Source organism: Microbulbifer sp. ABF4_148 (assembly GCF_056158985.1).
The window spans coordinates 2,468,274-2,492,662 of record NZ_JBSWUI010000001.1 but is presented as its reverse complement, the minus strand read 5'-3'; the positions used below and the strand labels follow the sequence as shown (position 1 = coordinate 2,492,662).

Annotated in this window: 20 protein-coding genes; 10 read left to right on the top strand and 10 right to left on the bottom strand. The window is 57.3% G+C overall.

The annotated features are described in order from the left end of the window. Window positions 1-184: 184 nt before the first annotated feature. From ACXAD0_RS10890 to ACXAD0_RS10870, 5 genes are all read left to right on the top strand, one after another. Window positions 185-1,834: an amidohydrolase gene (locus tag ACXAD0_RS10890; protein ID WP_475088428.1), complete on the top strand. Its 1,650-nt coding sequence runs from the start codon at window positions 185-187 to the stop codon at window positions 1,832-1,834. A 148-nt stretch (window positions 1,835-1,982) separates the two neighbouring features. Further along, window positions 1,983-3,542: an arylsulfatase gene (locus tag ACXAD0_RS10885; RefSeq protein ID WP_475088427.1), complete on the top strand. Its 1,560-nt coding sequence runs from the start codon at window positions 1,983-1,985 to the stop codon at window positions 3,540-3,542. Window positions 3,543-3,561: 19 nt separating this feature from the next. Beyond that, window positions 3,562-4,629, top strand: a complete 1,068-nt coding sequence (locus ACXAD0_RS10880) for an HAD family hydrolase (RefSeq protein ID WP_475088426.1) — start codon at window positions 3,562-3,564, stop codon at window positions 4,627-4,629. A gap of 136 nt (window positions 4,630-4,765) precedes the next feature. Then, window positions 4,766-5,698 carry a transglutaminase-like domain-containing protein gene (locus ACXAD0_RS10875; RefSeq protein WP_475088425.1) on the top strand — a complete coding sequence of 311 codons (933 nt, stop codon included), beginning with the start codon at window positions 4,766-4,768 and terminating at the stop codon, window positions 5,696-5,698. A 92-nt stretch (window positions 5,699-5,790) separates the two neighbouring features. Continuing rightward, window positions 5,791-7,887 carry an ATP-grasp domain-containing protein gene (locus ACXAD0_RS10870; protein ID WP_475088424.1) on the top strand — a complete coding sequence of 699 codons (2,097 nt, stop codon included), beginning with the start codon at window positions 5,791-5,793 and terminating at the stop codon, window positions 7,885-7,887. Window positions 7,888-7,904: 17 nt separating this feature from the next. Here ACXAD0_RS10870 and ACXAD0_RS10865 read toward each other — a convergent pair whose 3' ends face one another. The 3 genes from ACXAD0_RS10865 to ACXAD0_RS10855 all read right to left on the bottom strand — a co-directional run bounded on the left by ACXAD0_RS10865 (window position 7,905) and on the right by ACXAD0_RS10855 (window position 11,038). Continuing rightward, window positions 7,905-9,629: a SulP family inorganic anion transporter gene (locus ACXAD0_RS10865; RefSeq protein WP_475088423.1), complete on the bottom strand. Its 1,725-nt coding sequence runs from the start codon at window positions 9,627-9,629 to the stop codon at window positions 7,905-7,907. 32 nt (window positions 9,630-9,661) lie between these two features. Further along, window positions 9,662-10,090: a protein tyrosine phosphatase family protein gene (locus ACXAD0_RS10860; protein WP_475088422.1), complete on the bottom strand. Its 429-nt coding sequence runs from the start codon at window positions 10,088-10,090 to the stop codon at window positions 9,662-9,664. Window positions 10,091-10,165: 75 nt separating this feature from the next. Further along, on the bottom strand, window positions 10,166-11,038 hold the full coding sequence (locus ACXAD0_RS10855) for an MBL fold metallo-hydrolase (RefSeq protein ID WP_475088421.1): 873 nt from the start codon (window positions 11,036-11,038) through the stop codon (window positions 10,166-10,168). 105 nt (window positions 11,039-11,143) lie between these two features. On the opposite strand from ACXAD0_RS10855, the gene ACXAD0_RS10850 reads away from it, so the two are divergent. The 5 genes from ACXAD0_RS10850 (at window position 11,144) to ACXAD0_RS10830 (ending at window position 16,666) form a co-directional block, all read left to right on the top strand. Further along, entirely contained in the window at window positions 11,144-11,458 is a 315-nt protein-coding gene (locus ACXAD0_RS10850) for an ArsR/SmtB family transcription factor (RefSeq protein WP_475088420.1), read from the top strand. Window positions 11,459-11,461: 3 nt separating this feature from the next. Continuing rightward, window positions 11,462-11,899: a YeeE/YedE family protein gene (locus ACXAD0_RS10845; RefSeq protein WP_475088419.1), complete on the top strand. Its 438-nt coding sequence runs from the start codon at window positions 11,462-11,464 to the stop codon at window positions 11,897-11,899. 21 nt (window positions 11,900-11,920) lie between these two features. Next, a complete protein-coding gene (locus ACXAD0_RS10840) occupies window positions 11,921-12,355 on the top strand; it encodes a DUF6691 family protein (protein WP_475088418.1) in 435 nt (144 codons plus the stop codon). Window positions 12,356-12,624: 269 nt separating this feature from the next. Continuing rightward, window positions 12,625-14,355, top strand: coding sequence for a SulP family inorganic anion transporter (locus ACXAD0_RS10835; RefSeq protein WP_475088417.1), 1,731 nt, complete (start codon window positions 12,625-12,627; stop codon window positions 14,353-14,355). Between the two features lie 79 nt (window positions 14,356-14,434). Then, window positions 14,435-16,666 carry an ATP-dependent helicase gene (locus ACXAD0_RS10830; protein WP_475088416.1) on the top strand — a complete coding sequence of 744 codons (2,232 nt, stop codon included), beginning with the start codon at window positions 14,435-14,437 and terminating at the stop codon, window positions 16,664-16,666. A gap of 39 nt (window positions 16,667-16,705) precedes the next feature. Here ACXAD0_RS10830 and ACXAD0_RS10825 read toward each other — a convergent pair whose 3' ends face one another. From ACXAD0_RS10825 to ACXAD0_RS10795, 7 genes are all read right to left on the bottom strand, one after another. After that, window positions 16,706-17,458 carry a hypothetical protein gene (locus ACXAD0_RS10825; RefSeq protein WP_475088415.1) on the bottom strand — a complete coding sequence of 251 codons (753 nt, stop codon included), beginning with the start codon at window positions 17,456-17,458 and terminating at the stop codon, window positions 16,706-16,708. Further along, complete coding sequence (locus tag ACXAD0_RS10820; protein WP_475088414.1) at window positions 17,439-18,707, bottom strand: patatin-like phospholipase family protein; 1,269 nt, start codon at window positions 18,705-18,707, stop codon at window positions 17,439-17,441. The genes ACXAD0_RS10825 and ACXAD0_RS10820 overlap by 20 nt, the downstream gene beginning before the upstream one ends. Before the next feature lie 127 nt (window positions 18,708-18,834). Then, window positions 18,835-19,836 (bottom strand): YhdH/YhfP family quinone oxidoreductase, encoded by a 1,002-nt coding sequence (locus tag ACXAD0_RS10815; protein WP_475088413.1) that lies wholly within the window; start codon window positions 19,834-19,836, stop codon window positions 18,835-18,837. Between the two features lie 89 nt (window positions 19,837-19,925). Further along, complete coding sequence (gene sohB, locus ACXAD0_RS10810) at window positions 19,926-21,080, bottom strand: protease SohB (RefSeq protein ID WP_475088412.1); 1,155 nt, start codon at window positions 21,078-21,080, stop codon at window positions 19,926-19,928. 15 nt (window positions 21,081-21,095) lie between these two features. Beyond that, window positions 21,096-21,746 (bottom strand): cation/multidrug efflux pump, encoded by a 651-nt coding sequence (locus ACXAD0_RS10805; protein ID WP_475088411.1) that lies wholly within the window; start codon window positions 21,744-21,746, stop codon window positions 21,096-21,098. A gap of 58 nt (window positions 21,747-21,804) precedes the next feature. Beyond that, complete coding sequence (gene nudC, locus ACXAD0_RS10800; protein ID WP_475088410.1) at window positions 21,805-22,638, bottom strand: NAD(+) diphosphatase; 834 nt, start codon at window positions 22,636-22,638, stop codon at window positions 21,805-21,807. Between the two features lie 11 nt (window positions 22,639-22,649). Then, window positions 22,650-24,344: a FimL-related protein gene (locus ACXAD0_RS10795; protein ID WP_475088409.1), complete on the bottom strand. Its 1,695-nt coding sequence runs from the start codon at window positions 24,342-24,344 to the stop codon at window positions 22,650-22,652. Between the last annotated feature and the right edge of the window lie 45 nt (window positions 24,345-24,389).

Genomic DNA, 24,389 nt, shown 5'->3' with positions numbered 1-24,389 from the left:
AACAACAACCTATCCAATGGGACTACGTTTTATGCCCCCGAGTGCCGCCCTCTCTTGCTCTCGCATCTCAAAATCTACGATTGCAGGCGTTCTCCTGAGCGTATGCATGCTGTTGTTAACTACAGGATGCAGTCAGGAAACGGACTCCAAGCCGATTTTGTTTTATGGAGGAAATATCCTCACTATGGTAGAGGGAAGTCACCCCGAGGCGGTATTGGTACAGGATGGTTTCATTCAGGCAGTAGGCGCCCGCGAGGATTTACTTGCGCAGAGCCCACCACGCACCGAGCAGATAGATCTTCAGGGGCGAACCCTGATGCCCGGCTTTATCGACGCCCACACCCATCCGGATGTTGCCGCGTTTTCCAATAGCTTTCTCGACCTGAGTGGTTTCACCAATGAAACACCGCAACAGGTTTGGGAAAAACTGGAAAATGCGGCAGCCAAGGCAGAACCGGGTGAATGGATCTTTGCCAGGGGGTTCGACCCCATGCTGGTTGCGGGACTGGAAGCGCCAACACTCGACTACCTGGATACGATCGGCAAAGAAAATCCGATATTTATCGTCGCCCAGAGTCTTCATTCCGCCTGGGCCAATTCAGCAGCCTTCACAGCACTCGGTATCACCAGGGACATCCCTGACCCTGGCAATGGCAGCTACTACGAAAAAGACGATGATGGCCAGTTGACCGGTTTTATCGCGGAAATCGCTGCAATGGAGCCCTTTACCGAACAAGTACTCGAACTCGTCGACGTCAAGAGTGATGCGGTAGCGGTATTGGATACACTGGAAGCACGCGGTTTTACCAGCATTGCCACCCTTGGGTTGTTTGACAAGGACGGCCGCTCACTGCTGATGTATGACTACGTCTCCAGTCGAAAAGATTCTCTCAAGCACAGGATACTGGAGCTTGTCGGCCTGTTACCTGAACGCAAGGCACAACTGAGAAACTTCGTCTATTTGGTGGAGCCCGCTTCAGCGCGCCTGCCAGCCTCGCCTGAAAATGGTGATGATTTCTTTAAGGTGCTGGGTGTCAAACTCTGGTACGACGGATCTCCCTACACTGGCTCCATGTATCTGAAGGCCCCCTACCGTGACTCAAGGCTCATGCGCGACGGCCTGAAAATTCATGCCCCCCACACTGGTGAACCCGTGGTTCCACCCGAAGTGCTCGAAGGCCAGATTCGTCAGTTCCATCAGGCCGGATGGCAGGTCGCTGTGCATTCCCAGGGCGACGCCGCTGCGGCCGACGTGATACAGGCTTTCCGCAAAGTACTGAGCGACGCGCCCCGCAGCGATCATCGGCATCGAATGGAACACCTTTTGTTCCTGCCACCACCACAACTGGCCCAGGTCGCAGAATTGGGGCTCACCCCTAGCTTCCATATCAACCATATCTATTACTACGGTGATGCCCTTTCTCAGGACATCCTCGGGCCTCAGCGGGCACAACAACTGCTACCGGCGGGCAGCACAGGGCGTGCTGGCGTCCGGTTTTCCCTGCACGCCGACGCGCCCATGTTTCCTGCCGACCCGATGAGTCTGCTTCAAACCGCGGTCACTCGTCATACGCGCACGGGTAATCCACTAGGCGCAGACGAGGCGCTATCTGTACAGGAGGGTCTACGTGCCATGACGATCGATGCCGCCTGGCAGCTCCACATGGACGATCGGATCGGTAGTATTGCGCCCGGCAAGTATGCGGATCTGGTGATTCTCGATAACGATCCGCTCACTACACCACCTGAAAAGCTCCGTGAAATCGGCATATACCGAACTTATGTCGCCGGTGAACAGGTGTTCCCGGATATGCCAAACGCCGCGCGGCCTTAGGTTGAAATCTCCGCATCACCGAGGGAAATCTGGCAGCTGACCCAACACAACCCCACCCTTCGCACAGGCCGGCGGCGCAGGACCTCTACACTCCATAGTGCGCCCCTTTAACTTTGAATCGCGTTCAACCATTGTGTGGAGTCTCTCGATGGCCAAAAACAGGCTCACCTCACGTCTTTCTATTGCCGGCATATTGCTCTTCATGACCTCGCTCGTGCCAGTCATGACATCAGCCGCGGAAAAACCCAACATTCTTGTAATCTGGGGTGATGATATTGGCGTGTGGAATATCAGCGCCAATAGCAAAGGGATGATGGGCTACAAGACTCCCAACATCGACCGAATTGCCAAAGAGGGTCTTTCTTTCACTGACTACTATGGCCAGCAATCCTGTACTGCTGGACGCGCTGCCTTTCTCGGGGGAAATGTCCCCGTACGCACGGGCATGACCAAGGTCGGGCTACCGGGTGCCAAAGAAGGCTGGCAAAAAAGCGATGTCACCATTGCCACTGTGCTGAAATCACAAGGCTATGCAACGGGACAGTTTGGCAAGAACCACCAGGGTGACCTGGACGAGCATTTACCGACCAACCACGGGTTTGACGAGTTTTTTGGCAATCTTTACCACCTCAATGCCGAGGAGGAGCCGGAAAACCGTGATTACCCGAAAGATCCGGAGTTTCGCAAAAAGTATGGTCCCCGGGGCGTCATCAAGTCCTTTGCCGGAGGCAGCATCGAGGATACCGGGCCGCTCACCAGAAAACGTATGGAGACCATTGACGAGGAAACGCTAGCTGCCGCAAAAGACTTTATTCGCCGTCAGCATGAAGCCGACAAACCGTTCTTCGTCTGGTGGAACGCGACGCGAATGCATTTTCGCACGCATGTAAAAGAGGAGCACACGGGACTATCCGGACCCCATGGTAACGAATACCAGGATGGCATGGTCGAACATGACATGCATGTGGGTGAGCTGCTAAAGCAACTCGATGACCTGGGCATCACGGAAAATACGATCGTATTCTATTCCACTGACAACGGGCCACACTTCAATACATGGCCAGATTCCGGCACCACGATCTTCCGAAGTGAAAAGAACTCCAACTGGGAAGGCGCTTACCGTGTTCCGGCATTCGTACGCTGGCCGGGCAAGTTCGCAGCCGGAAAAACACTGAACGGGATTGTCTCCCATGAAGACTGGCTACCCACTTTCGCGGCTGCAGCCGGTGCACCCAACATCAGGCAATCTCTCGCCAAGGGCGTTCGCCTCGATGGACGCAAGTATCGCAATTTCATCGATGGCTACAACATGCTCGACTACTTCAAAGGTTCAGCAGAAGAGTCACCACGTAAAGAATTTATCTACGTCAACGATGACGGGGAGGTGGTTGCGATGCGCTACAACGCCTGGAAGGCGGTCTTCCTCGAGAACCGAGGGCGTGCGTTTGAAGTATGGCGTGAGCCGTTTGTACAGTTGCGCATTCCTTTGTTGTTCAACTTACGTCGGGACCCCTTCGAGCGGGCCCAGCACAACTCCAACACCTACAACGACTGGTTTCTTGATCGTGCCTATGTACTGGTTCCGATGCAGCAATACATTGGTAAGTTCCTGAATACCATGCAGGAATATCCACCTAGCCAGAAACCCGGCTCGTTCAATCTGGAAAAGATCCAGAAGCAACTTGAGTCGGGCGTAGGCAGTCGATAACACACGTCTTGGGGCTGCTATGCAGTCCCATTCGATTCCACGATGGATCACGCAGGCTGCGTTAAGAACCTCTATGAATGCCCGCTACATTAGCTCAATCATAATGGCCGCGATCCTTGCGGTGCTGGTCGCTTTCGCCCACGCAGCCCCCCGTCCTGGTGACAGTGCAAAAGGCAAACTGCAGTCGTGGAGTGATGGCAACGCCAGAACAAAGATCGTTGAGTTTGTCGAAGGAGTTACTGACCGGACAGCCAAGACCTATGTCAAACCGAGTGAGCGCATCGCGGTTTTTGATAATGATGGTACCTTGTGGAGCGAGCAGCCGATTTACGTACAGCTGGCATTTGCCATTGACCGAATCAAGGCGCTCGCACCAGAGCATCCCGAATGGAAAACCGAGGAACCCTTTGCTTCCATCCTCCGTGGAGATATTCAAGCCGCATTAAAGGGCGGCGAAAAATCCATGATGGAGCTGGTCATGGCGACTCATGCGGGAATGACCACAAAGGAATTTTCCGAGACTGTCACCGACTGGTTGAAGACCGCACGTCACCCGAAAACCGGGAAACGCTATACCGACATGGTTTACCAGCCGATGCTGGAATTGATCCGCTACCTTCATGAAAACAATTTCAAAGTCTTCATTGTATCCGGTGGTGGTATTGAGTTTATGCGTCCCTGGACGGAGGTCGTCTATGGCATACCGCCAGAGCGCGTCGTCGGTAGTTCTCTGGAAAGCATTTATGAGTATCGCGATGGCGACCCACGGCTGATTCGCCAGCCAAAGCTCCACTTCTTCAACGATGAAGGAGAAAAGCCAATAGGAATTCACCTGCATATTGGGCGCCGGCCGATTGCGGCATTCGGCAACTCTGATGGTGACCTGCAGATGCTGCAATGGACCGCGACAGGAGGCGGGCCGCGCCTTCCGGTCATTCTGCATCATACCGATGGCAAGCGAGAGTGGGCTTACGACCGGGAATCGCACGTTGGTCGTCTGGACGAAGCTCTGGACCAGGCCAAGGAAAATAACTGGTTGGTCATCGATATGAAAGAAGATTGGAAGACGGTGTACCCGCCGGAGTAAGCGACCATGACCATAACTATGCTGAGGCCGATGCCGATGCCACGCATTCAGGTGCCTGCCAGCCTCGCCCACACACTTCAATGCATTTCCTGGTCGCCGGAGCAGAACAGACTCCGCCGCGTCCTCTGACATGCCAATGCGACAATGGCCGATGGCCCTGGCGGTTTCTCTCAGTGGATTGCTCTCGCTACTCGGCCTGAGCAACGACGGACAGGCTAGCACCGGCAGAAAAATTACTCTGACGGCAGAAGTCACTGTCGAAAACCGCTCGCGCCAAGTCGTAGAGGGATACATTCACCGAATTGCGATGCCGGTATCCGGGCATCGGCAGCAATCACTCCTCAATGTGCGTTACGGGCCGCAAGAACACCACCAACAGAAAGAGCGATCGGCCGGCCGGGGTCGCTATGTTGAGATGCAGTGGGACATCCCTCCCCTGACCGAATCGACGAGAACCGTATATTTTGACCTTGAGTTAAAACCCTACAACTTAGCCCCCAAGTCCGTAGCCGACGGCGGATTTCGCCACGCCAGTCCGCAGCCGACTGACACCATTCCCGGGCGATATGTTGAGTCTGACACTGAAGCCGTCGTGCGGATCGCACGTTTGATTCAACGCTCGTTCAACAATGACGAGAGTCGGTTGCGCGCCGCCTTCCTGATTCCACAGGAACGACTCGAATACAAAGTCATGCCTTCACGAGGTGCCCTTTACGCACTGAACGAACGTCAGGGGGACTGCACCGAGTTCGCTGCACTGTTCGTGGCGATAGCCCGAGCAATGGGATACCCGGCGCGGGTGACCTCCGAGTTCCTGTTCCGCAAGCGGCAGGTATTTCGCCAACCAAATCACCATGCAGCAGAGGTATTCCTGAACGGCGAGTGGATTCCCGTGGACCCCAATCTGGCGCTGGATCCTGAATTTGGTTATGGCTTTGGGACTGGAGGATCTGAAAAGGTCATTCTCACGCGCAACTTCGGCTGGGTCTGGTCGAACTCCTGGCCCAAGGCATTCAAAGACCAATCCCATTTGGTGGACGTGGAGGTACGCTGGACCATTAGCGAGTAGCATTCTAATGAGTCGGATAGCGCAAATTCCCGCCTGAATACGATGAATACTGCAGCAGCCAAGCTGCATTACTGGAATCAGAGAGTTTTCTAATGGAAGAGAAAATCCAAATCGAAAGTCTGTTCAGGGACCGTTTTTCCCAGGAGCGTTTGTTGAACAGTGAATTACTCGAGGAAGAAAATGATTTCTCTGGCTCGCCCTATTTCTCTATGCAGGGGGATATCGACCAGCTACTGATTACCGAAACGGCCCGATTGCGGGGACTCGATTTAAACTATCTCACCAAGAGCATCTACACGGTTTCGGGCGCTGGCAAGAGCATCCTTTTTTGCCAGAATTCTGCGGAAACCTCTGAAGTTTACCGGTTTTGTGCACAGCTGAAGCACATCACCAAAGAAGTCCTCTCAAGAAATGGCATTCCAGTCCCTCCTGGCGAGGTATTCGAAGACTACGAGGAGGCCCTGCGCTACTTCGAACAGCAGGACGGCCCTGTGGTGGTCAAGCCCATTCGGGGCAGCCATGGACGCGGTATCACCACCGGTGTGGACAACAAAGACGCGTTACATAAGGCGTGGGAGATCGCACGGGACAAATCAGACACCATTTTAATCGAGCAACATCTCGAAGGTAGCGATGTCCGGGTCAATGTTCTCGGGGGGCGTGCCGTTTCCGCCTGCTTAAGGATCCCGGCCAACGTGGTGGGTGATGGTGAGCACACGATTCAGGAACTCATTGACCTGAAGAACCAGAATCGTCGCAAAAACCCGGCGCACCTTTTGATGTCTGAATACATTCAGCGCACCGAACTTCTGGAGAAATCCGGTCGCGCGCTGGACAGCGTTCCCCATAGTGGCGAGAGAGTGTGGCTGTCGGGTGTTGCGAACGTCTCGGTGGGGGGTGAAGGTATCCAGCTGATCGAACATCTCAATCCCGCTATTCTGGATATTGCCGAGCGCGCGGCGAAGGCATTTCCGGGCGTTTGTCATGTGGGTGTTGATGTGCTGGTACCAGACTACGACACCGCTGATGCGTGCAAACCCTATATCATTGAAATCAACACAAATTCTGCGACCTCGGCCCCGGTCTTCCCCAACTTTGGCGAAGCGATCGATCTACCCCAATTACTGTTTGATTACTTGTTCGAAGAATTTCAGCCTCAAGAGAACCATCGTGCTCGAACTTCAGTAGATACACCCGTTTCGACACCGCTGGCCATTGCCCCGCGTTGGGATCATGATCGTTTTGATCGGTCTCTCAAGCACCATTTATCCGGCCAGAAAACCCTCATTAGCCTGGCTGCCTATCGGCGCAATCTGAAGAGTTCGGAAATCAGCAGTTCCGTATTCGCGATCGAAAGTGAGGGACGCGAAACTCTCTTCCATCGCGCCATGCCTGATGTAGTTCTGCAGGGTGCGAGACGAGCCTGCATCCATGACGGATTGCGTACCAAACTACTCGAGCAACACCATGTCGCCTCCTCTCTTGGTACTGCCTCGGCAGTTACTGAGCGGATTGAGCAGGAGTCTGCAACCTACCGATTACTGGTGATTGACGGCCGAGTGGTTTCCGGCCTGAGAAAAGAAAGCGGCCGCAACAAAAAGGGGAAGAAATCTAAATCTCTGCGCGAAGGGATCTTCCGCGATAACCTGACAGATGTCAGTGAATCGATCCATGAAGAGTTCGCGCATATCGCGACCAAGGCAGTTCGCTCTCTCTTTAACCCGGTGCTCGCTGGTGTCGACATTATTGCGCAGGACATCAGCCAGCCGCCTTCCCACCAACCCTGGTTGATCAGCGACGTCGTCTGCAACCCTGCGCTTGGCTGGCATTACTTCCCCACCACTGGATTTGGTCGAGACGTGGCGCCGATGCTGCTGGACAGCTTGTTCCCGGGGTCCCGGGACGGCACAGCACAAACACTCCACTTGAAGATTTCCGTAACCGGAGCCGTTGATCGCGAAGACTTCGAACACTGGGTACGCGAGCGTGCTATCGAAAAAGGGGTGGACGGGCGACTGGAAAAATCCGGCAAGGAATCCGCGCACATTTTTGTGCAGGGCACGCCTGTCGCCTTGTCGGCCCTGTTGTCACAATATGCACTCGGTCCGGATGCGTCGGACACATTTGAGATTCAGGTGAAGTCACTGCCCTGCGAGTATTACGAAGGTTTTACCCTGCCAACACGGTAACCCGTATACCCAGCGCTTCAGGCACCGGCGGCTTGTACTCGAAGCTCCGTGAACGCCTGATACTGCGTCAGGAAGACCTCGCCGGAGAGGTGTTCGAGGAATCCGGTGCGCTCCAGGGAATCCATTACTGGGCCTTTCACCTCTGACAGATGCAGTTGGATACCAGACTCCTGCAGGGTGTCATTGGCAGACTCCAGTGCTTCGAGGGCGCTCCAGTCGATCTCGTTGACGGCACTGCACATCAGAATGACATGGCGCACCGACTTTCTGTCTGCCAGATCATCATAGATACGCTCCTCCAGAAAAGCCGCGTTGGAAAACATCAGGCTCTCATCGACACGGATTGTCAGGATTTCCGGTACCGTGAAAACCTGATGACGCAGGATATTGCGGAAGTGCTCGGTGCCTTCGACCAGCCCAACTTCGGCGATATGGGGTTTCGACGTCCGCAGCAGGAACAGCACAATCGATGCGGCGACTCCACAGGATACACCGGCTTCCACACCAAACAGCAGGGTCACGATAATGGTCACGAGCACCGCAAAGAAGTCGCTGCGGGAAAAGCGCCACGTCTTCTGCAGGATCGAGAAATCGACCAGAGACAGAACCGCGACAATAATCGTCGCGGCGAGTGTGGCCTTCGGCAAGTAGTACAGAAATGGGGTCAGAAAAATGGAAGCCAATGCGATGCCGATCGCGGTAAACGCCCCGGCCATCTGCGTTTGGGCCCCAGCATCGAAATTAACGACGGACCGGGAAAACCCACCCGTCACCGGAAAAGCACCGGACAATCCCGATCCGATATTCGCAGCACCGAGCCCAACCAGTTCCTGATTCATATCGATCTTTTGGCGACGCTTCGCGCCCAGCGTCTTGCCGACAGAAACCGATTCGACATAGCCAATAATCGAAATCATGGCCGCGGGAATCGCCAGCTGTTTGATGAGTTCCCAGTCGAGGCTGGGCCAATACAAAGCCGGTAATCCCGCCGGAATATTGCCAACCAGAGCCACCTGTTGCGACTCGTAGTCAAATGCCATGGCGACATACACCGTCGCGATCACCCCCACCACGGGAGCCGCCTTTGTCAGAAGACCGGCAGTGTGTGCGTGCAGCCCGAGCCGGACCAGGAAGTCTGCGGCACCGCGACGCGACCAGAATAGAAAACCGATGACTGCCAAACCGGTAACAACCGTGATGATATTGACCGCCGACAGATTGGCCCCCATTGCAAGGAGCATTTCCGGCAAGTTGTTGCCACCGCCGGCAATACCAAGAATATGGCGGAGCTGGCTGAGGGCGATCAGTATCCCCGAGGCGGTGATAAAACCCGATATGACCGGGTGCGAGAGAAAGTTGGCAAGAAAACCGAGCCTGAGCACCCCCATCAGCAGCAAAAACAAACCGGACAACAGTGCGAGTATCACCGCAGCGGATAAATAATCCGCAGTACCCTGAACGGCGACCTGCCCAAGGGCCGCCGCACTCATCAGCGAGGCAACCGCTACCGGACCCACCGAAAGTGTCCGGCTGGTGCCAAACAGGGTGTAGGCTAGCAGCGGCACAATGCTCGCATACAACCCGATCTCAGCTGGCAAACCCGCCAACAATGCATACGCCAGAGACTGGGGAATCAGCATAATGGTCACAATCACCGACGCGAGCAGGTCTTTCGACAACGCGTCGCGATTGTAATCCCCAATCCAGTGGGCAATGGGCAAATAGGCTTTCAGGTACTGCATTCGGGATCCTGAGGTCGGTTCTCAACAGACGATCAGTCGTCGCCACTCAACGCCACGGTCACACCGCTCACATCAAAACCCGCGTTTCTGGCGGCTTCGATGAGCTCGGCGGCGGGTATACCCTGCAGCGTTCTGGCGCCGGCCCAGAGATTGCTGGAACGATTGCCGGTCCGGCAGAAGGCATGGACACGCTTGCCCTGCTGCAACAACTGGGCGAATTCCTCGCAATGACGTCGGGTCATCTGCCCGCGGGAGAATGGGATTGCTACAAACTCCATACCGAGCGCCGCAGCCGCTTGTCGCATCGTATCGAAAGGCAATACATCACCGGCTTCTTCTTCAGGGCGATTACAAACCACGACCTCAACACCGGCCGATTTCAGCTCAGCGAGTGTTTCCTGGCCAAACTGCGCCGATACGCTGACCTGGTCATCCAGTTTGCGACTTTCCAATGTGCTCACGATAAACCTCTCTGACATCTCCATTTGAGCGAAATCGAGGAACTGCAGTTCCTCATTTGAAACGCGATCGTAACGTTACAGCGTATTAATTGGCACCTTCAGATAGACCACGCCATTGCTTTCTGCCGGTGGCATCTGTCCCGCGCGAATATTGACCTGGATGGACGGAATAATCAGGCGAGGCACCGCCAGCTTTGCGTCCCTTGTACTGCGCATCTCGACGAACTGTGCCTCGGAGATGCCATCGCGCAGGTGAATGTTGCCGCGCTTCTGATCTGCAACGGTGGTTTCGCACTGATATTCACGCTCGCCATTGGGCGGGTAATCGTGACACATAAACATCCGCGTATCGCCCGGCAATTCCAGCAACTTGCGTGCAGAGCGATAGAGCGTCGCCGCATCGCCACCGGGAAAGTCACAGCGCGCACTGCCAACATCTGGCAGGAACAGCGTATCACCGACAAACAGCGCATCGCCGATCAACCAGGCCATATCGGCCGGCGTGTGACCGGGTACGTAGATCACACGCCCTTCCAGCTCCCCGATCCGGAAGGTTTCCTCTTCGGTGAAGAGGTGGTCAAACTGACTTCCATCGACGAGAAATTCTTTTTCCAGGTTGAACACATCCCGAAAGATGCCCTGCACTTTCACAATATGCTCACCAATGGCGATACGCCCACCGGTATGCTCACGAATAAACGGGGCCGCCGACAGGTGATCGGCATGGGCATGGGTTTCAAGAATCCACTCCACCGTGAGGTCCTGTTCGTGCAAAAACGCCAGGATCTTTTCCGCACCAGCGGTGGCGGTACCGCCCGACGCGGCATCGTAATCCAGTACCGGGTCAATGACCGCGGCGCTGCCACCGGCGTGGTCAAACACCACGTAACTCCAGGTTTCGGTATCCCGATCGAGGAAAGGGCGCACATTGGGGCGACTTACAGACATGATTCAACCTCTGGTTTTCACTGCGGGCTTCAATATATCTTCCAATAATATATAATTCAATATATTATTATTTGGTAAATTAATACGGCCTTTAACAGGAAGCCCATGCCCGACACGTCCAACATTAGCCTCGATCGCATGCGCGCGTCGGCAGATGAAGCCTCTGCCCTGATGCGCTCCCTCGGCAATCCGGATCGACTGCTCTTGCTGTGTCAGCTCGCCCAGGAGGAGCTCAGCGTGGGCGATCTGGAAGAGCGCCTCGACATCAGGCAGCCAAGCCTGTCGCAACAGCTGGGTGTGTTGCGCCGGGAGGGCCTGGTAAACACGCGCCGCGACGGCAAGCGGGTGTTTTACAGCATTGCTGACCAGCGGGTACTGCACCTGCTGCAAACCATGTATGAACTGTTCTGTGCGGAGTAAACGATGAACATAGACTGGAACGCATTCACACCTCTGGAGTCCCTCGCGGGTGGCGCGCTCATTGGCCTGGCCAGTGTGATCTTGCTGATGATGAACGGCCGGATCGCGGGTATCTCGGGCATTCTCGGTGGACTTTTACCGCCCAGCAAGGGCGATACCGCCTGGCGCTTCGCATTTATCCTGGGTCTGCTCGCCGCTCCCACCCTGTGGCTGCTATTCGGTGCCTTGCCCGAGATGCAAATCAATGCGGGTACCGGCACCCTGATTGCCGCGGGCCTGCTCGTCGGCCTGGGTACCCAGTATGGCTCCGGGTGCACCAGCGGCCACGGTGTGTGCGGCCTGTCCCGGCTTTCTCCCCGCTCCCTGGCGGCGACCCTGTCGTTTATGGCGGCAGGATTTGCCACCGTGTTTGTCACCCGCCACCTGTTATCACTGGCCTGATCAGCCCTGGAGAAGTAGGAAATGAATAAAGCCACTATTACTGCATTTGTTTCGGGCCTGGTATTTGGTCTCGGCCTGTTGCTCTCAGGTATGGCGAACCCGGAGAAAGTCCTCGCCTTCCTCGACATCGCCGGCGCCTGGGATCCCTCCCTGGCACTGGTCATGGCCGGCGCCATCGGTGTCGCCCTGCCGGTGTTCCTGCTGGCCAAAGGGCGAAGCCAGTCTTTCCTGGATCGCCCCATGCCCGCTGCCGCCAAAGGCAGCATTGATCGTCGCCTGGTAATCGGCAGCCTGGTATTCGGCGCTGGTTGGGGACTGGCCGGCTTTTGCCCCGGCCCGGCGATCGTTGCCAGCGGCGCTGGTGCGAGCAAGGCAGTGCTGTTCACACTTGCGATGCTCACTGGCATGGCCCTGTTCAATATCTTGCAACGCCGGAACAGCGCCAGGGTCGCCTGACGCCACCCGATACAGAATCCCTCACAGGATGCCGGGGTGCAGCAATGCGCCCCACCTTCCCCACCTTCTTCCCCGCACTGCCCGGAACACCCGGCTCTCGTCCAAACCTATCCAGCCCGACGTCGCACAATCACGACTATCTTTGCCAGAGTGCGTTTGCAGGTAGCCGGGAGCTGCCGTCTGCCCCGACGGGCCCCTTTAGATCTGCCGGCACGGCGCGCCCTCTACAATTGGATATCGCCTCCTCCGGTGACAAGACGACAGGCAGAATGCGGGCCAAACGCTTCCTACCCCAGTGGATCAGACAATACCGGCGCCAGTGGTTTTCGGGAGATACACTGGCGGCTGTTGCTACCACTATGATGCTGGTTCCCCAGGCCCTGGCGTATGCGGCACTCGCCGGGCTACCCCCGCATGTCGGCCTCTACGCGGGGCTGCTGCCGTTGCTCGGCTATGCCCTGTTCGGTACCAGTTCCGCACTGTCTGTCGGCCCGGTCGCCGTCATTGCCTTAATGACCGCCTCCGCCCTCGGCCCCATCGCGGCGGCCGGATCTCCGGAATATATTCTTGGGGCAGTGACCCTGGCGGGCCTGAGCGGGCTGATTCTATTGGCCATGGGTCTGCTGCGACTGGGCGCGCTGGCCAACCTCCTCAGCCACCCGGTCATCCACGGCTTTGTGTCCGGCGCCGCCATGCTGATCATCGTCGGCCAGATCAATCCCCTACTGGGCCTGCAAAGTCGCGGCAACAGTGCGCTGGAACTGGTTCAGGGCACTCTGGAGCAATTGCCGGAAGCCAAGCCCTTTACGGCGGCAGTAGGGCTCGGTGCGCTATTCCTGTTAGTTCTGGCCCGACTGTGGATGCCGCCACTCCTGCGCAAACTGGGCTGTCCCGCACACAGGGCCAGCCTGTATGCGCGCCTGACCCCCATGGTGGTTGTCGCCATATCCATTGCGTGTTCCACCTTTTTACACTGGGAGGACAAACTGGCGATTGTCGGCCCCATTCCCCCCGGACTACCCGCTCTCGCCCTCCCTGCCGCCAGCGTGGGCATGGTGTACCAGCTGCTATTACCGGCGCTCATTATCGCGCTGCTCGGCTTTGTGGAGAGCTTGTCGATTGCACACTCTATCGCGCTGCGTCGGGGACAGAGACTCGATCCGGATGCGGAACTGCGGGGGCTCGGGGTGGCCAATCTGTTCAGCGCGGCCTCGGGCGGCTTTGCCGTGACAGGCAGCTTTGCCCGCACCGCCGTCAACGAAGAGAGCGGTGCGCGGTCGCCCCTCAGCGGGGTCATAGCAGCGGGCATGCTGGCGTTGGTACTCGTGTTTTTTACCGAGCCGTTCACTCACCTGCCCCTGACCGTACTCGCCGCGACCATTATTGTCGCCGCCAGCTATCTCATTGATGTATCCGGCTTTGTACACAACTGGCGCTACGACCGGACCGATGGCCTGGCAATGGCCGGTACCTTCCTGGGTGTGCTGATGTTTGGCGTGGAAGCGGGCATTGGCATCGGAATTGGCCTGTCATTTGCCACCCTGATCTGGCGCACCAGCCGACCGCACATTGCCGTTGTCGGGCGTGTCCCGGGGACCGAGCATTTCCGCAATGTGCTGCGGCACACCGTGGAAACCCAGCCAAACCTGCTGTTTATTCGCATCGATGAGAGCCTGTTCTTCAGTAATATCAGTGCCGTGGAAGACCGGCTGCTGAGTGAGCTGAAACGCCACCGGGAGGTCCGTGATCTGGTGCTCATTCTCTCGTCCGTCAGTCGCATCGACGGCACTGCGCTGGATCGATTGCAGCAGGTGAATCGGGACTTGATAGACCGCGAGATCAACCTGCACCTGGCAGAAGTGAAAGGGCCGGTACTCGACCGCCTGAGCCGCTCACGGCTACTGGAAGAACTCTCGGGACGTATATTTCTTTCCGCTTACATTGCCGAACTGGCGCTGCGCCGCCGGGGCAATCCCACGCCCGAGACCGCTCCCGTGTAACATTTCTCCCCCCAAGAGAACGACACGATTTACCCAAAAGCGATATACTGGCAAAATATACAGTATTTGAGCCCCATCCATGTCTCAGCCAGTACCCGTGCTCACCGATGAACAGCAGGCCATCGCCTCACATACCGGTGGGCATGCCAAGATCATCGCCGTTGCCGGGTCCGGTAAAACCACGGCGTTACTGCATTACATTAACGAACGCTTGCGCCGCGGCATATCACCCGAGCGCATTCTTGTGCTGATGTACAACCGCAGTGCGCGGGAAGACTTTGATCGGCGGCTGCGCCAACTGGTCGATGGCCCGGCGCCCGGCGTTCAGACATTTCATAGTCTCGGCTACCGCCTCTACCAGCAAATGATTGCCCGCGGACATATTGCGGCGGCTAACCTGTCGCCACTGCCGCAGGCAACCGTGCAGTTGCAAATCTGGAAGGCAATTGAGAAGTGTGCGCCATCGCATATCCGCGACGATATCCAAGACCGCAAACAATCGGAAATCGAGGCAGCCGAATTTTTCATCGATTACACCAAGACGATTCTCGGGGGGGATCTGGAAGCCTTCCAGGAGCTGGGGCTGGACGAGAAGTACATGTACTTTCTGAAGGTGTTCCGGACGTTCGAAGCGTGGCGCCGTCAGGAGGCGGCGGTCACCTACTCCGACCTGATTTATGACCCGGCAATGCTACTCAGCCTGTCCCCTGAAATTGCAGAGCAATATGGCAGCTTCTATGAAGACATCCTGATTGATGAGTATCAGGACATCAATGAGATCCAGCATTTCCTGCTGCGTGCCATCTATGGCAAGTCGGGTAATGTGATCGCCATCGGTGACCCCGACCAGACCATCTATGAATGGCGCGGGTCAAAACCCGCCTACTTGCTCCGCTATTTCGACGGTGACTTTCCGCCATCCAATGTGTACCAGCTGAGCCAGACATTTCGTTACGGCCACCAGCTGTCTCTCGCCGCCAATCACTTTATTGCGAACAATAAAGAACGTGCAGACATACTTTGCCGCTCGACCGACAGCTGTCCGGACACCCGTATCGAACGGATCGATGCAGACCGCGAAACCCGCTGGATAGCCGACCATTTACGCCGCCAGCAACAACAGGGCGTCGCCCTGGCGGATATCGCCATTCTGGTGCGTCTGTGGTCGATCGCAGCACCGGTTGAACTGGCACTGCTGGCCCACAACATCCCCTATCGATCAGCCAGCCGCACCACGGTGCTTTCACGTCGCGAACTTCGCCCGCTTTTCTGGAGCCTCAATATTGCCTCGGGACGGTTCGCCGCTCTGCCGGAAGCACGGCGCAAACAGGGGCTCTACGAATGGCTAACGGCCCCGCATATTCGCATTGCGCGCAAGCAACTTGAACCTTTGTGCGCACAGCTGGCCAGGCGTGATTGCCACTGGGGGGAGCACCTGATGCAATGCGTTCCGGACTCGCTCAGCAAGCCGCAACTGAAGCGCCTGCGCCAGCGCGCAGCACTGCTGAGTGAAATGGAAAGCTGGCGCGGCCTTGCCGGAGAACTGCTTCGTCGGCAGCTTGGCGAACTCGACTACTTGAGTGGTATCGCCGACGACAGTTTTACCCATCAACAGGGCGAAGAACGGCAGCAGACTATCCTCGCATTCTGCCAGTACCTGGACCGGCTCAAGCAATCGCCGGAATCGGCCCTCGGACATCTGCAGGAACTGCAACGGCAACACAAGGAGGGTGAGCAGCGCGATGTGGATGCGGTACAGATTACCACCATGCATCAGGCCAAGGGACTGGAATGGGACCAGGTGATTCTACCCTCGCTCAATCGCCACAATATGCCCTACCAACCTCAGCGGGAGGGCAGCACCACACCCTCGGTAGAAAGCGAGCGGCGCCTGTTCTATGTCGCAATGACCAGGGCGCGCCGAGCGCTCTACCTGCTTGCACCAGCCGCCAGCGCCTCCTCTGCAGGCAGGAATACCGAAGAGCAGCAGCCCTCATTGTTTCTCGATGAATTGCAATTGCCCCAGTGCGGACTGCTTGCCGAGAGCCTGCAAAGCTGCCCGGAAAAAATCCAAAGCCCCTACCCCATCAGCCCCGTGGCATTGCGTTATCTCGCCGCATGTCATTACAACCCCGATGTAGAAGCGCCACCGCCCCAGCGGCGCCGGCCAGAACCAGGCGACGCAATCCAGCACCGTAAACTCGGGCACGGGCGTGTGATCAAATGGGAAGATGAACGGGTGGCGATCCTGTTTAGCGATCGCCAGACCAGACGTTTCGACTGGGAGCGTCTCGTACCCTTTCTGGAGTAGCGGCCGCGGGGTAACGGCGCAGGAACAAGAAAATAAAACTCAGGGGGAGGCAGCTTCTGCAGGCTCGGCGTCGGAGGAGGATCCCATCGAGTGCGCAAACTGGTCACTCACATTGAAGTACAGCGCATATTCTTCCCCATTCTCAGGGTCGCGCACACGCAACTTATCAAAGACCCCGTCACGGCCATAAACTATTGATTGCTCGAGCACCTGCAACCCCTTGAGCCGCACGTAGCCCTGGGATTCCGACACACTGATGGTCCGATAGGCCGAGTCTTCAGAACGCCCGTCGCCGGAGCCTTCTATCGCCGCCATCAGGCCATCCACCATAAACCGGTGCAGATCCTCACGCTCATAGTTTCCGCCACCGCCGCCGCAGACGACACCGATCATATGCGCTTCCAAACTCATGAAGTTGGTTGCCAGCACACCGTCCAGATGCTCCAGACACGCATCGAAGTCGCCACGCTCTACCGCCTGAAAAGCCTCCGGCAGCCCCTTGATACGGGTGCCGCCATAGGGGTTGTATTGCGGGGACTCGACATAAGCCCGACGCAAGGCGTCGAAATCGAGGGAAAAAGACAACTGCCGCGCCTCTGCGAGAAGACGCTCATACTCAGTGCGAGGTTGTGCTTGCTCTGCCACCGTCGTCGGCGCACCCGCGGTCACCGCAGGCGATTGTGTACTGCTACAGGCAGACAACAATGGCAGCCCGATCAGGGCCGCCGCGATCAATAGGCCGCGCCGCAGCAGCTGGCTCCCCACGGGAGCATTAAACCTGAGAATTTCCATTCGCCGATTCCGGAACGGGCTTGGCGCGGATACCGAACAGGCCCCGCCGCCCTGTGGGTTCTTCTGGCTCACTGTGGGGCTCCAAGAACGCACGCAACTTGTTTTGCTCCCACATCGCATCCTGATACCCCAACTCGATCAATTCGCACAAAAAGGGCTTTTCAAATAGCAGGTAGCTTGCCGCAGAGGCCCCGCCACCGGACGTCGTCGCCCCGGTTGACCGGAACAGCCAGCGTACCGCCGGTGGAAGGTGACGGACCTTGCGCCCGGCGAGACGATCGAGGCTTTGCGAAGGCTCGATCACCGCGGAGTCGACCGGACGTAATGGGCCCAGCGTTTCCAGCGCCTTCTCATCTACCGAATTCAGTAACAGGTTGACCCGGTCCAGGTGTTCGAGGTCCCCTTCGAGACTGTCGATAAACGCCGCATTGAACATCTGCCCGGCGATTTGCGCCATCGACGGGGAGTGCTTCTGGGCCTTGATACGACGTTTTCCCCAGTGCACCGGGGAGCGGTTATCGGACACCCCCACCACAAACACCCGATTCGCGCCGAGGTGCAGTGCCGGGCTGATGGGCGCCAGCTGCCGTACCGCGCCATCACCGTAATAATCGTCGCCAATTTTGACCGTGGAAAAGAGCGTCGGAATGGCCGCCGATGCCATCAAATGATCAACGGTCAGCTCGGTGCGTACGCCGTAGCGTCGGAATCTTCGCCACTCTTTCAGGCTTTCATGCCCCTGAAAAAAGGAAACCGACTCTCCCGCGGTATACGACATGGCATTGACGCAGACCGCTCGCAAATCGCCGGCATCAATTTTTTTCTGAACGTTATCGAATTTAATCACTTCTTCGATCAACGCCCTCAGGGGGGAGTTGTCGAGTAGCGCCAGAGGGCGTTGACGCCCAACCCCCTGATTGAAAAGAGACCGGGTGATGGCGAAAAGGTTGCCGAGCAAACTGCCCCAACCAGAGCGATAAATACTGTCTACCGAAAGTTCCGACCAGAGAGTGCACAAACGATCGACGGACTCACGGAAAGTCCCGGGGTGCGACGCGAGCAACAGCGCATTCACAGCGCCCGCTGACGTGCCGCAAATGATCTGGAAAGGATGCGGTTGATCTTCAGGCACCAGCTCCGCAAGGGCCTTCAGCACGCCGGCCTGATAGGCCGCGCGGGCACCGCCGCCCGACAGCACCAGCGCACTGGATTGATGCGTTAATTTGGGGACTTCGCTCTCTGCAGACAATTTATTCTACCACTGCGTCAATATTGCGGATCACACTACATCCGATCCCCTATCGGCGTAAACAACTTGCTCACAAACTCAATTCTGAGCTAACCATCATAGCAGGCACCCGCCGCCAAACCGTCCTTTAAAGTGACATATCGACGACATACCGGCCAATACCATGGCCACGATATAAGCGGGCAAGGAATTCGGGCGCCTGCTCGAGAGAGATATCCTCGGCGATGCGCGTCAACTGATCACCGATGTACCACTCTCCGGCCAGTCGCTCCCAAACCTGGGCTTTCTTGTGCCTCGGCAACGCCACACTATCCACCCCCAGCAGGCTGATACCACGCAGGATAAATGGGAACACATTCGCCTGGAATTGAGCGCCTGCCGCCATACCGCAGGCGGCGACACCGCCACCATAGGATAGGGATTTGACGACGTTAAACAGGGTTTCCCCACCAACCGTATCAACGGCCCAGGCCCACAGTGGTTTCCCCATCGCCTTGTTGGCAAACGGGATCAGTGTCTCGCGATCCAGCACCTTCCAGGCACCGAGCCCCGTCAGGTAATCGGAAGACTCCAGCTTGCCTGTGACGGCGGCAACGCGAAACCCGAGATGTGCCAGTAAGGCAACCGCGATCGACCCGACGCCGCCGGTAGCGCCAGTAACCAGGACCTCACCGTCCTCCGGTGCAGCGCCGGACTCAAGCAGTTTTTCTACACAAAGCGCCGCGGTGAGACCCGCGCTACCGAGGATCATGGACTCGCGGGCGGTCAACCCGGAAGGCAGCGGCAATGCCCAGTCCGCGGGTATTGCAATACGCTCGGCAAGTCCACCGGAAGTATTCATGCCGAGATCATAGCCGGTCACCAGTAATTCCTGGCCCTGCGCAAATTGCCCGCTATCATCCCGCAACACCTGGCCGACCGCATCAATGCCCGGCGTGTGAGGATACTTCTCTGTCACAGCACGGTTGCCAAACGCTGACAGGGCGTCCTTGTAGTTCAGGCAGGAATGGGAAACGGCCAACTGTAGAGGGGCCGGTGGAAGCGATGCGACGGCTCGATCGACGATTACCTGATCGTACTTGCCAGTCGCAACCTCTTCTACCAGCATGGCCCGAAAGTGCTTATCCATAAGTATTTCCAGTTGGGCTATCCCTCCATCAGCGCTCCCGATCAGCGGCCCCGACCAGCGATCAGCACTCATCCGGAGGGGCGAACGCGTTACTGGGCCTGATGGCGCAACGCACTCAGTCGCGTCAGTGCGCGATCGAAGGCGGACTCGAGTGCAGCTTGCGCACCAAGGCCAATCTTCTTGGCAATGTTATGTTTTTCCTTGTACTCAACCAGGTACAGGTCTGCACTGGATGCACTCCCGGTCAGGTACTCATCCGACGTTTGAATTTCATCAATGAGTCCAAGCTCCATCGCACGCTGGCCGAACCAAACCTCGCCGGTCGCCACTTTGCCGATATTCAGTGCCGGGCGATACTCGGACACGAAGTGCTGGAACAATTCGTGGATCTCTTCCAGGTCGCTCTGGAATTTTTCGCGCCCCTCTTCGGTGTTCTCTCCGAACATCGTAACGGTGCGCTTGTATTCACCGGCGGTGAACATTTCAAAGTCTACATCGTGGCTTTTCAGCAGGCGGTTAAAGTTGGGCAACTGCGCGACAACCCCGATCGACCCGATCATGGCAAACGGCGCCGCCAGAATACGATCAGCGACACAGGCCATCATGTAACCACCACTGGCGGCCACTTTATCAACTGCGATGGTCAGCTGAATACCTGCACTGCGAACGCGCGCCAGCTGGCTGGCGGCGAGGCCGTAGTTGGCCACCATGCCACCGGGGCTCTCGAGACACACAACCACTTCATCGCCGCGCTCCGTTACCTGCAAAATAGCAGTAATTTCCTCACGCAGCCGCGACAACGGACTGGCCTTGATATCACCGTCAAACTTCAGGACGTAAACGCGCTTACGGCGTTCCTCCGCGGCGATCGGTGCGAGCACCGCACCTTCCTCACCGGCCTCCGCATCAGCCTCCGCCTGCTCTGGCAGCGCGGACTGCTTATCGGTGGTATCTGCAGCCTTTTTCGCCGCCGCTTTATGGGCTTTTGCAGCCTGCTTTTCTTCTTGCTTGCGCTGTTTTGCCTCCTGCTTATGCAGATGGGCAAATTCGTGTTTGGGCAGTACGGCGCCGAGCACAGCGTGCTTCATCTCGTCATAGCGCTCATTGAGGCTGCTCACACGGATTTGCCCCTGCTCACCACCATGCCCCCGGTTCGCAACAATAAAACCGACGATGACCAGTACCGCCACCAGCACGGTGACTACCTTGGCCAGAAACAGGCCATATTCACTGAGAAATTCCACTGAGACTCCGTGTTGTTACTGCCACTGTTCCATCGCGGTGGTGGCTTGCTGATTCAGGGGGCGGGCCAGCAGCCCGCTATGTGAAATACGCACATCGTAAACGGCACCATCCTGCATTGGCAAAAAGGTTGCGCTGCCATACACGACATCGACAAACGACCATTCACTGTCGATACCGCGCAGTGTTTGCCAAACGTCTACGCCATAGGCACTGGCGGTAATCTCATACACCGAACGCTCGCGATTTCGCTCATCCTGCAGTGTCAGGTAGCGGCCGCTCAATCTGTCCAGGCGATACGCTGGCTTGATACCCCACCTTGCCAGTGGCCCTTTCCACTTGAGCATGCGCGCATCGAGCTGCCACTGATCACCGTGCAGCTCAAAGCTCTGGGCAACACCATCGGCATCGGAGAAAGTCGCCGAAAAATGCTGGTCGCCAATCCTGCTGAAGGATACCGTTCCCACACTGTGTTCATTGGCCAGGTTGCGATAGCTGTATACGTCAGCGGCAACGATCACGATCAGCAATGCCGCCGCAAGAAAGGCCAGGCCGACCGCGCCGCGCAGGAATCCCAGTAGCCAGCTGCCACCAATCAAGACGCGCGCGCCCCAAAATACCAGCAGCAAGGCAACCAAAGCGATAACAAACGTAATACCTATGTACATGTGTGCTCCACCTGCCCCGCTCTTCCGACTGGGGTCTCGTTGATTATTTTCATGACCATCATGGGCCGCCGTGCCATTCTGCGGAAGCGCGTCGAACAAACTCCCGGATCAATTGGCCGGACAGTGTCTGAACCGGCGGAATCCGATCGGGCAGTTCGCGGTAATGGAACCAGTCCGCGCGCGAAATCTCTTCTGGGTCCGGTGCGAGCACTCCGCCGACCCAGGGCACCAGATATCCCAGCATTAACTGGCCCGGAAAGGGCCACGACTGACTACCGATATAATGGGGGCGCCCCACCCGGAGTCCAACCTCCTCCAGCACCTCACGCTCAAGCGCTTCTTCAGCACTTTCACCAGCCTCGATAAAACCCGCCAGGGCAGTGAAAAACGGACTGTTATGCCGGGAATGTTGCGCGAGCAAGCACTCTTCCCCCCTGGTCACCAGCATAATGACACAGGGTGAAATGCGGGGATATACGGAATGGTTACAGGCGGCGCAGTGACGGGCGCGATCACGGCCGGCATGTACCGTGGGAGACCCGCAGCGCCCGCAAAAGCGATGATCCAGATCCCAGGCCGCGACCTGTACGGCGCGCCCAGCGAGTGCGAACAAGGCATCATCGACTTTCCCCAGCAAGCTGCGGAGTCCGCGCCACTCTGTGCCCTGCGCTGGAATTTCCTCAGAAAGCAGGTGAACCCCCAGGGCGGCCCCTTCAAGGTCTCCCAGATAGTGAGAGCCGAGTATCTGAGGGGAAAGCATTTGATGTATTTGCGCGGAGACGTGTACAAACTGTGCTTCACTGCACAACAGGCGGCCGCCAACCACATAGATATGGCGCGACAAAGCAGGCAGCGGCAAGGCACTTGCCGCTGGGGAAAACAACTCGGTCACTGCGGACTCCGTCAGGCTGCTTCTACGGGGTACCCTAGCGCCCCAAGGCTGTCGACTGCCAGATCGAGAGACTGGGTATCCGCCTTGCGGTTCATTTTCACTTCACCCACATAGTACTCAAGGCTGATGATTGCGTCCGCAAAAATCTCGAGGGACTGGCCAATGGTGGGGGCAGACTCTCGCTGCTCCATGACAGTATCGACAAAGTCAGTCAGGCGGGAAACCACGGCAGCGGCCTTGGACAGGTTCAGGACCAGCAAGCCACCCCGGACAGAGTGCAAAGTGGTGGACACATTGCGGATATGGCCATAATCAAAATTCGATTCTGCGTATGCGCCGAGGGCGCGCTTGATCAATGCCAGGCCGGCCTCAGCCTCGCTCAACACGGCCACTTCCGCTTCTGCCAGCTGAGTGCGGCCAATCGCGATATCTGCGCTACCGGACTCATCCACATCAATGCCTGTACTCTGGCGCAGCGCGCGAATGGTACTGTCCACGGTCAGGACCTGGCCGGTCAGGAACTGCAGAGCCGCCTCCGCATCGCTACCGCCGATCTTGGCCGTCGCGCGAATACCCTGCACCGCTTTGCGCAGCCCCTCTCCCGCTTTGCGGAAGTTCAGGAGTTCCAGGATATTGGCGATGCGCAGCAGCGTGGTATTCAAACCTTCATCTTCGTCGAGCGCGCTCAGGCCGACACCGTCCGCATCGTCGAGCAAACGACGGATACCAGACAGCTCCTCATCAAGCGCACTGGCCACCGCTGTCATCGCGGTGGCGCCAGGCCCACCCAGCGCCATGCGATCGCGCTCGAGCTCGGCGGCAGAAAAGCCCAGATTATCGGCACCGAAGGCCTGCAACACCGCGCTGTGCCGACAGTCCCCTGCCAGGGCGAGCCAGTACAGTGTTTCACGCAGCAATACCGGGGAAGGCTGCTCATCCAGAACATCACCGCCGCGCTTGTGAATTTCGCGCAGTCGCCGGTCAAGCATACTGAGTACCATCACCCGGGAGCGACTCAATGGCGCATCCTGCTCAGCCAGGCTGGCAAGGGCCGCCGCCGCTACGTACCAGAGCTTGCCATTGGGGCGCGAGCCCGCGACGCTGGCGATGCGCTGCAGCGCGCGTGCCATCATCGTGTAAGCGGGCTTCTTCGGCTTACCGCGCATGACCGCCAGCAGTCCAACCTGATACATATGGCGGAATCGACGGGCGAAATGCCGGAGGTCCTCAGACATAACCGACGCAGTACCGGCGCCCGGGATTACACCATCCAGCCGGCAACGGAAAAACTGGCTCTCGGGAATGGGCGGCTGACTGCGCAGCGCACGCAACTGATTAATATAGGGAATGAGTAATTCTGAACGCGCGACTCCCCGCGTCTGCACAAACTCAAGATAGCGGGTAATGACATACAGGCCGGTACTCACCGCCTCGAGCAGGTCGGACTCCGGTTTCTCCCGGTCCGCCTCGAGATCCTGCAACACAGACAGCATCTCACGGGCGAGCAATTCCGCAGCCTGCAACTGCACCATCTGCAGAACGCCACAAACCTGGCGCACATCCGCAATACAGGAGGCCAGTGCCTGACTATCAGCCCCGGACGCAGAGTACAGATCCAAGTGCCCCGCAGCACTATCAGACGCGGCAACCAGTTCTTCCTTAACCAGGTTTACAGAGATAATGTTTATTTCGCGTTGCTCAGCCACTGTCCGTACCACTGAATCGTTATTGAACTGTACAAATATTACGCG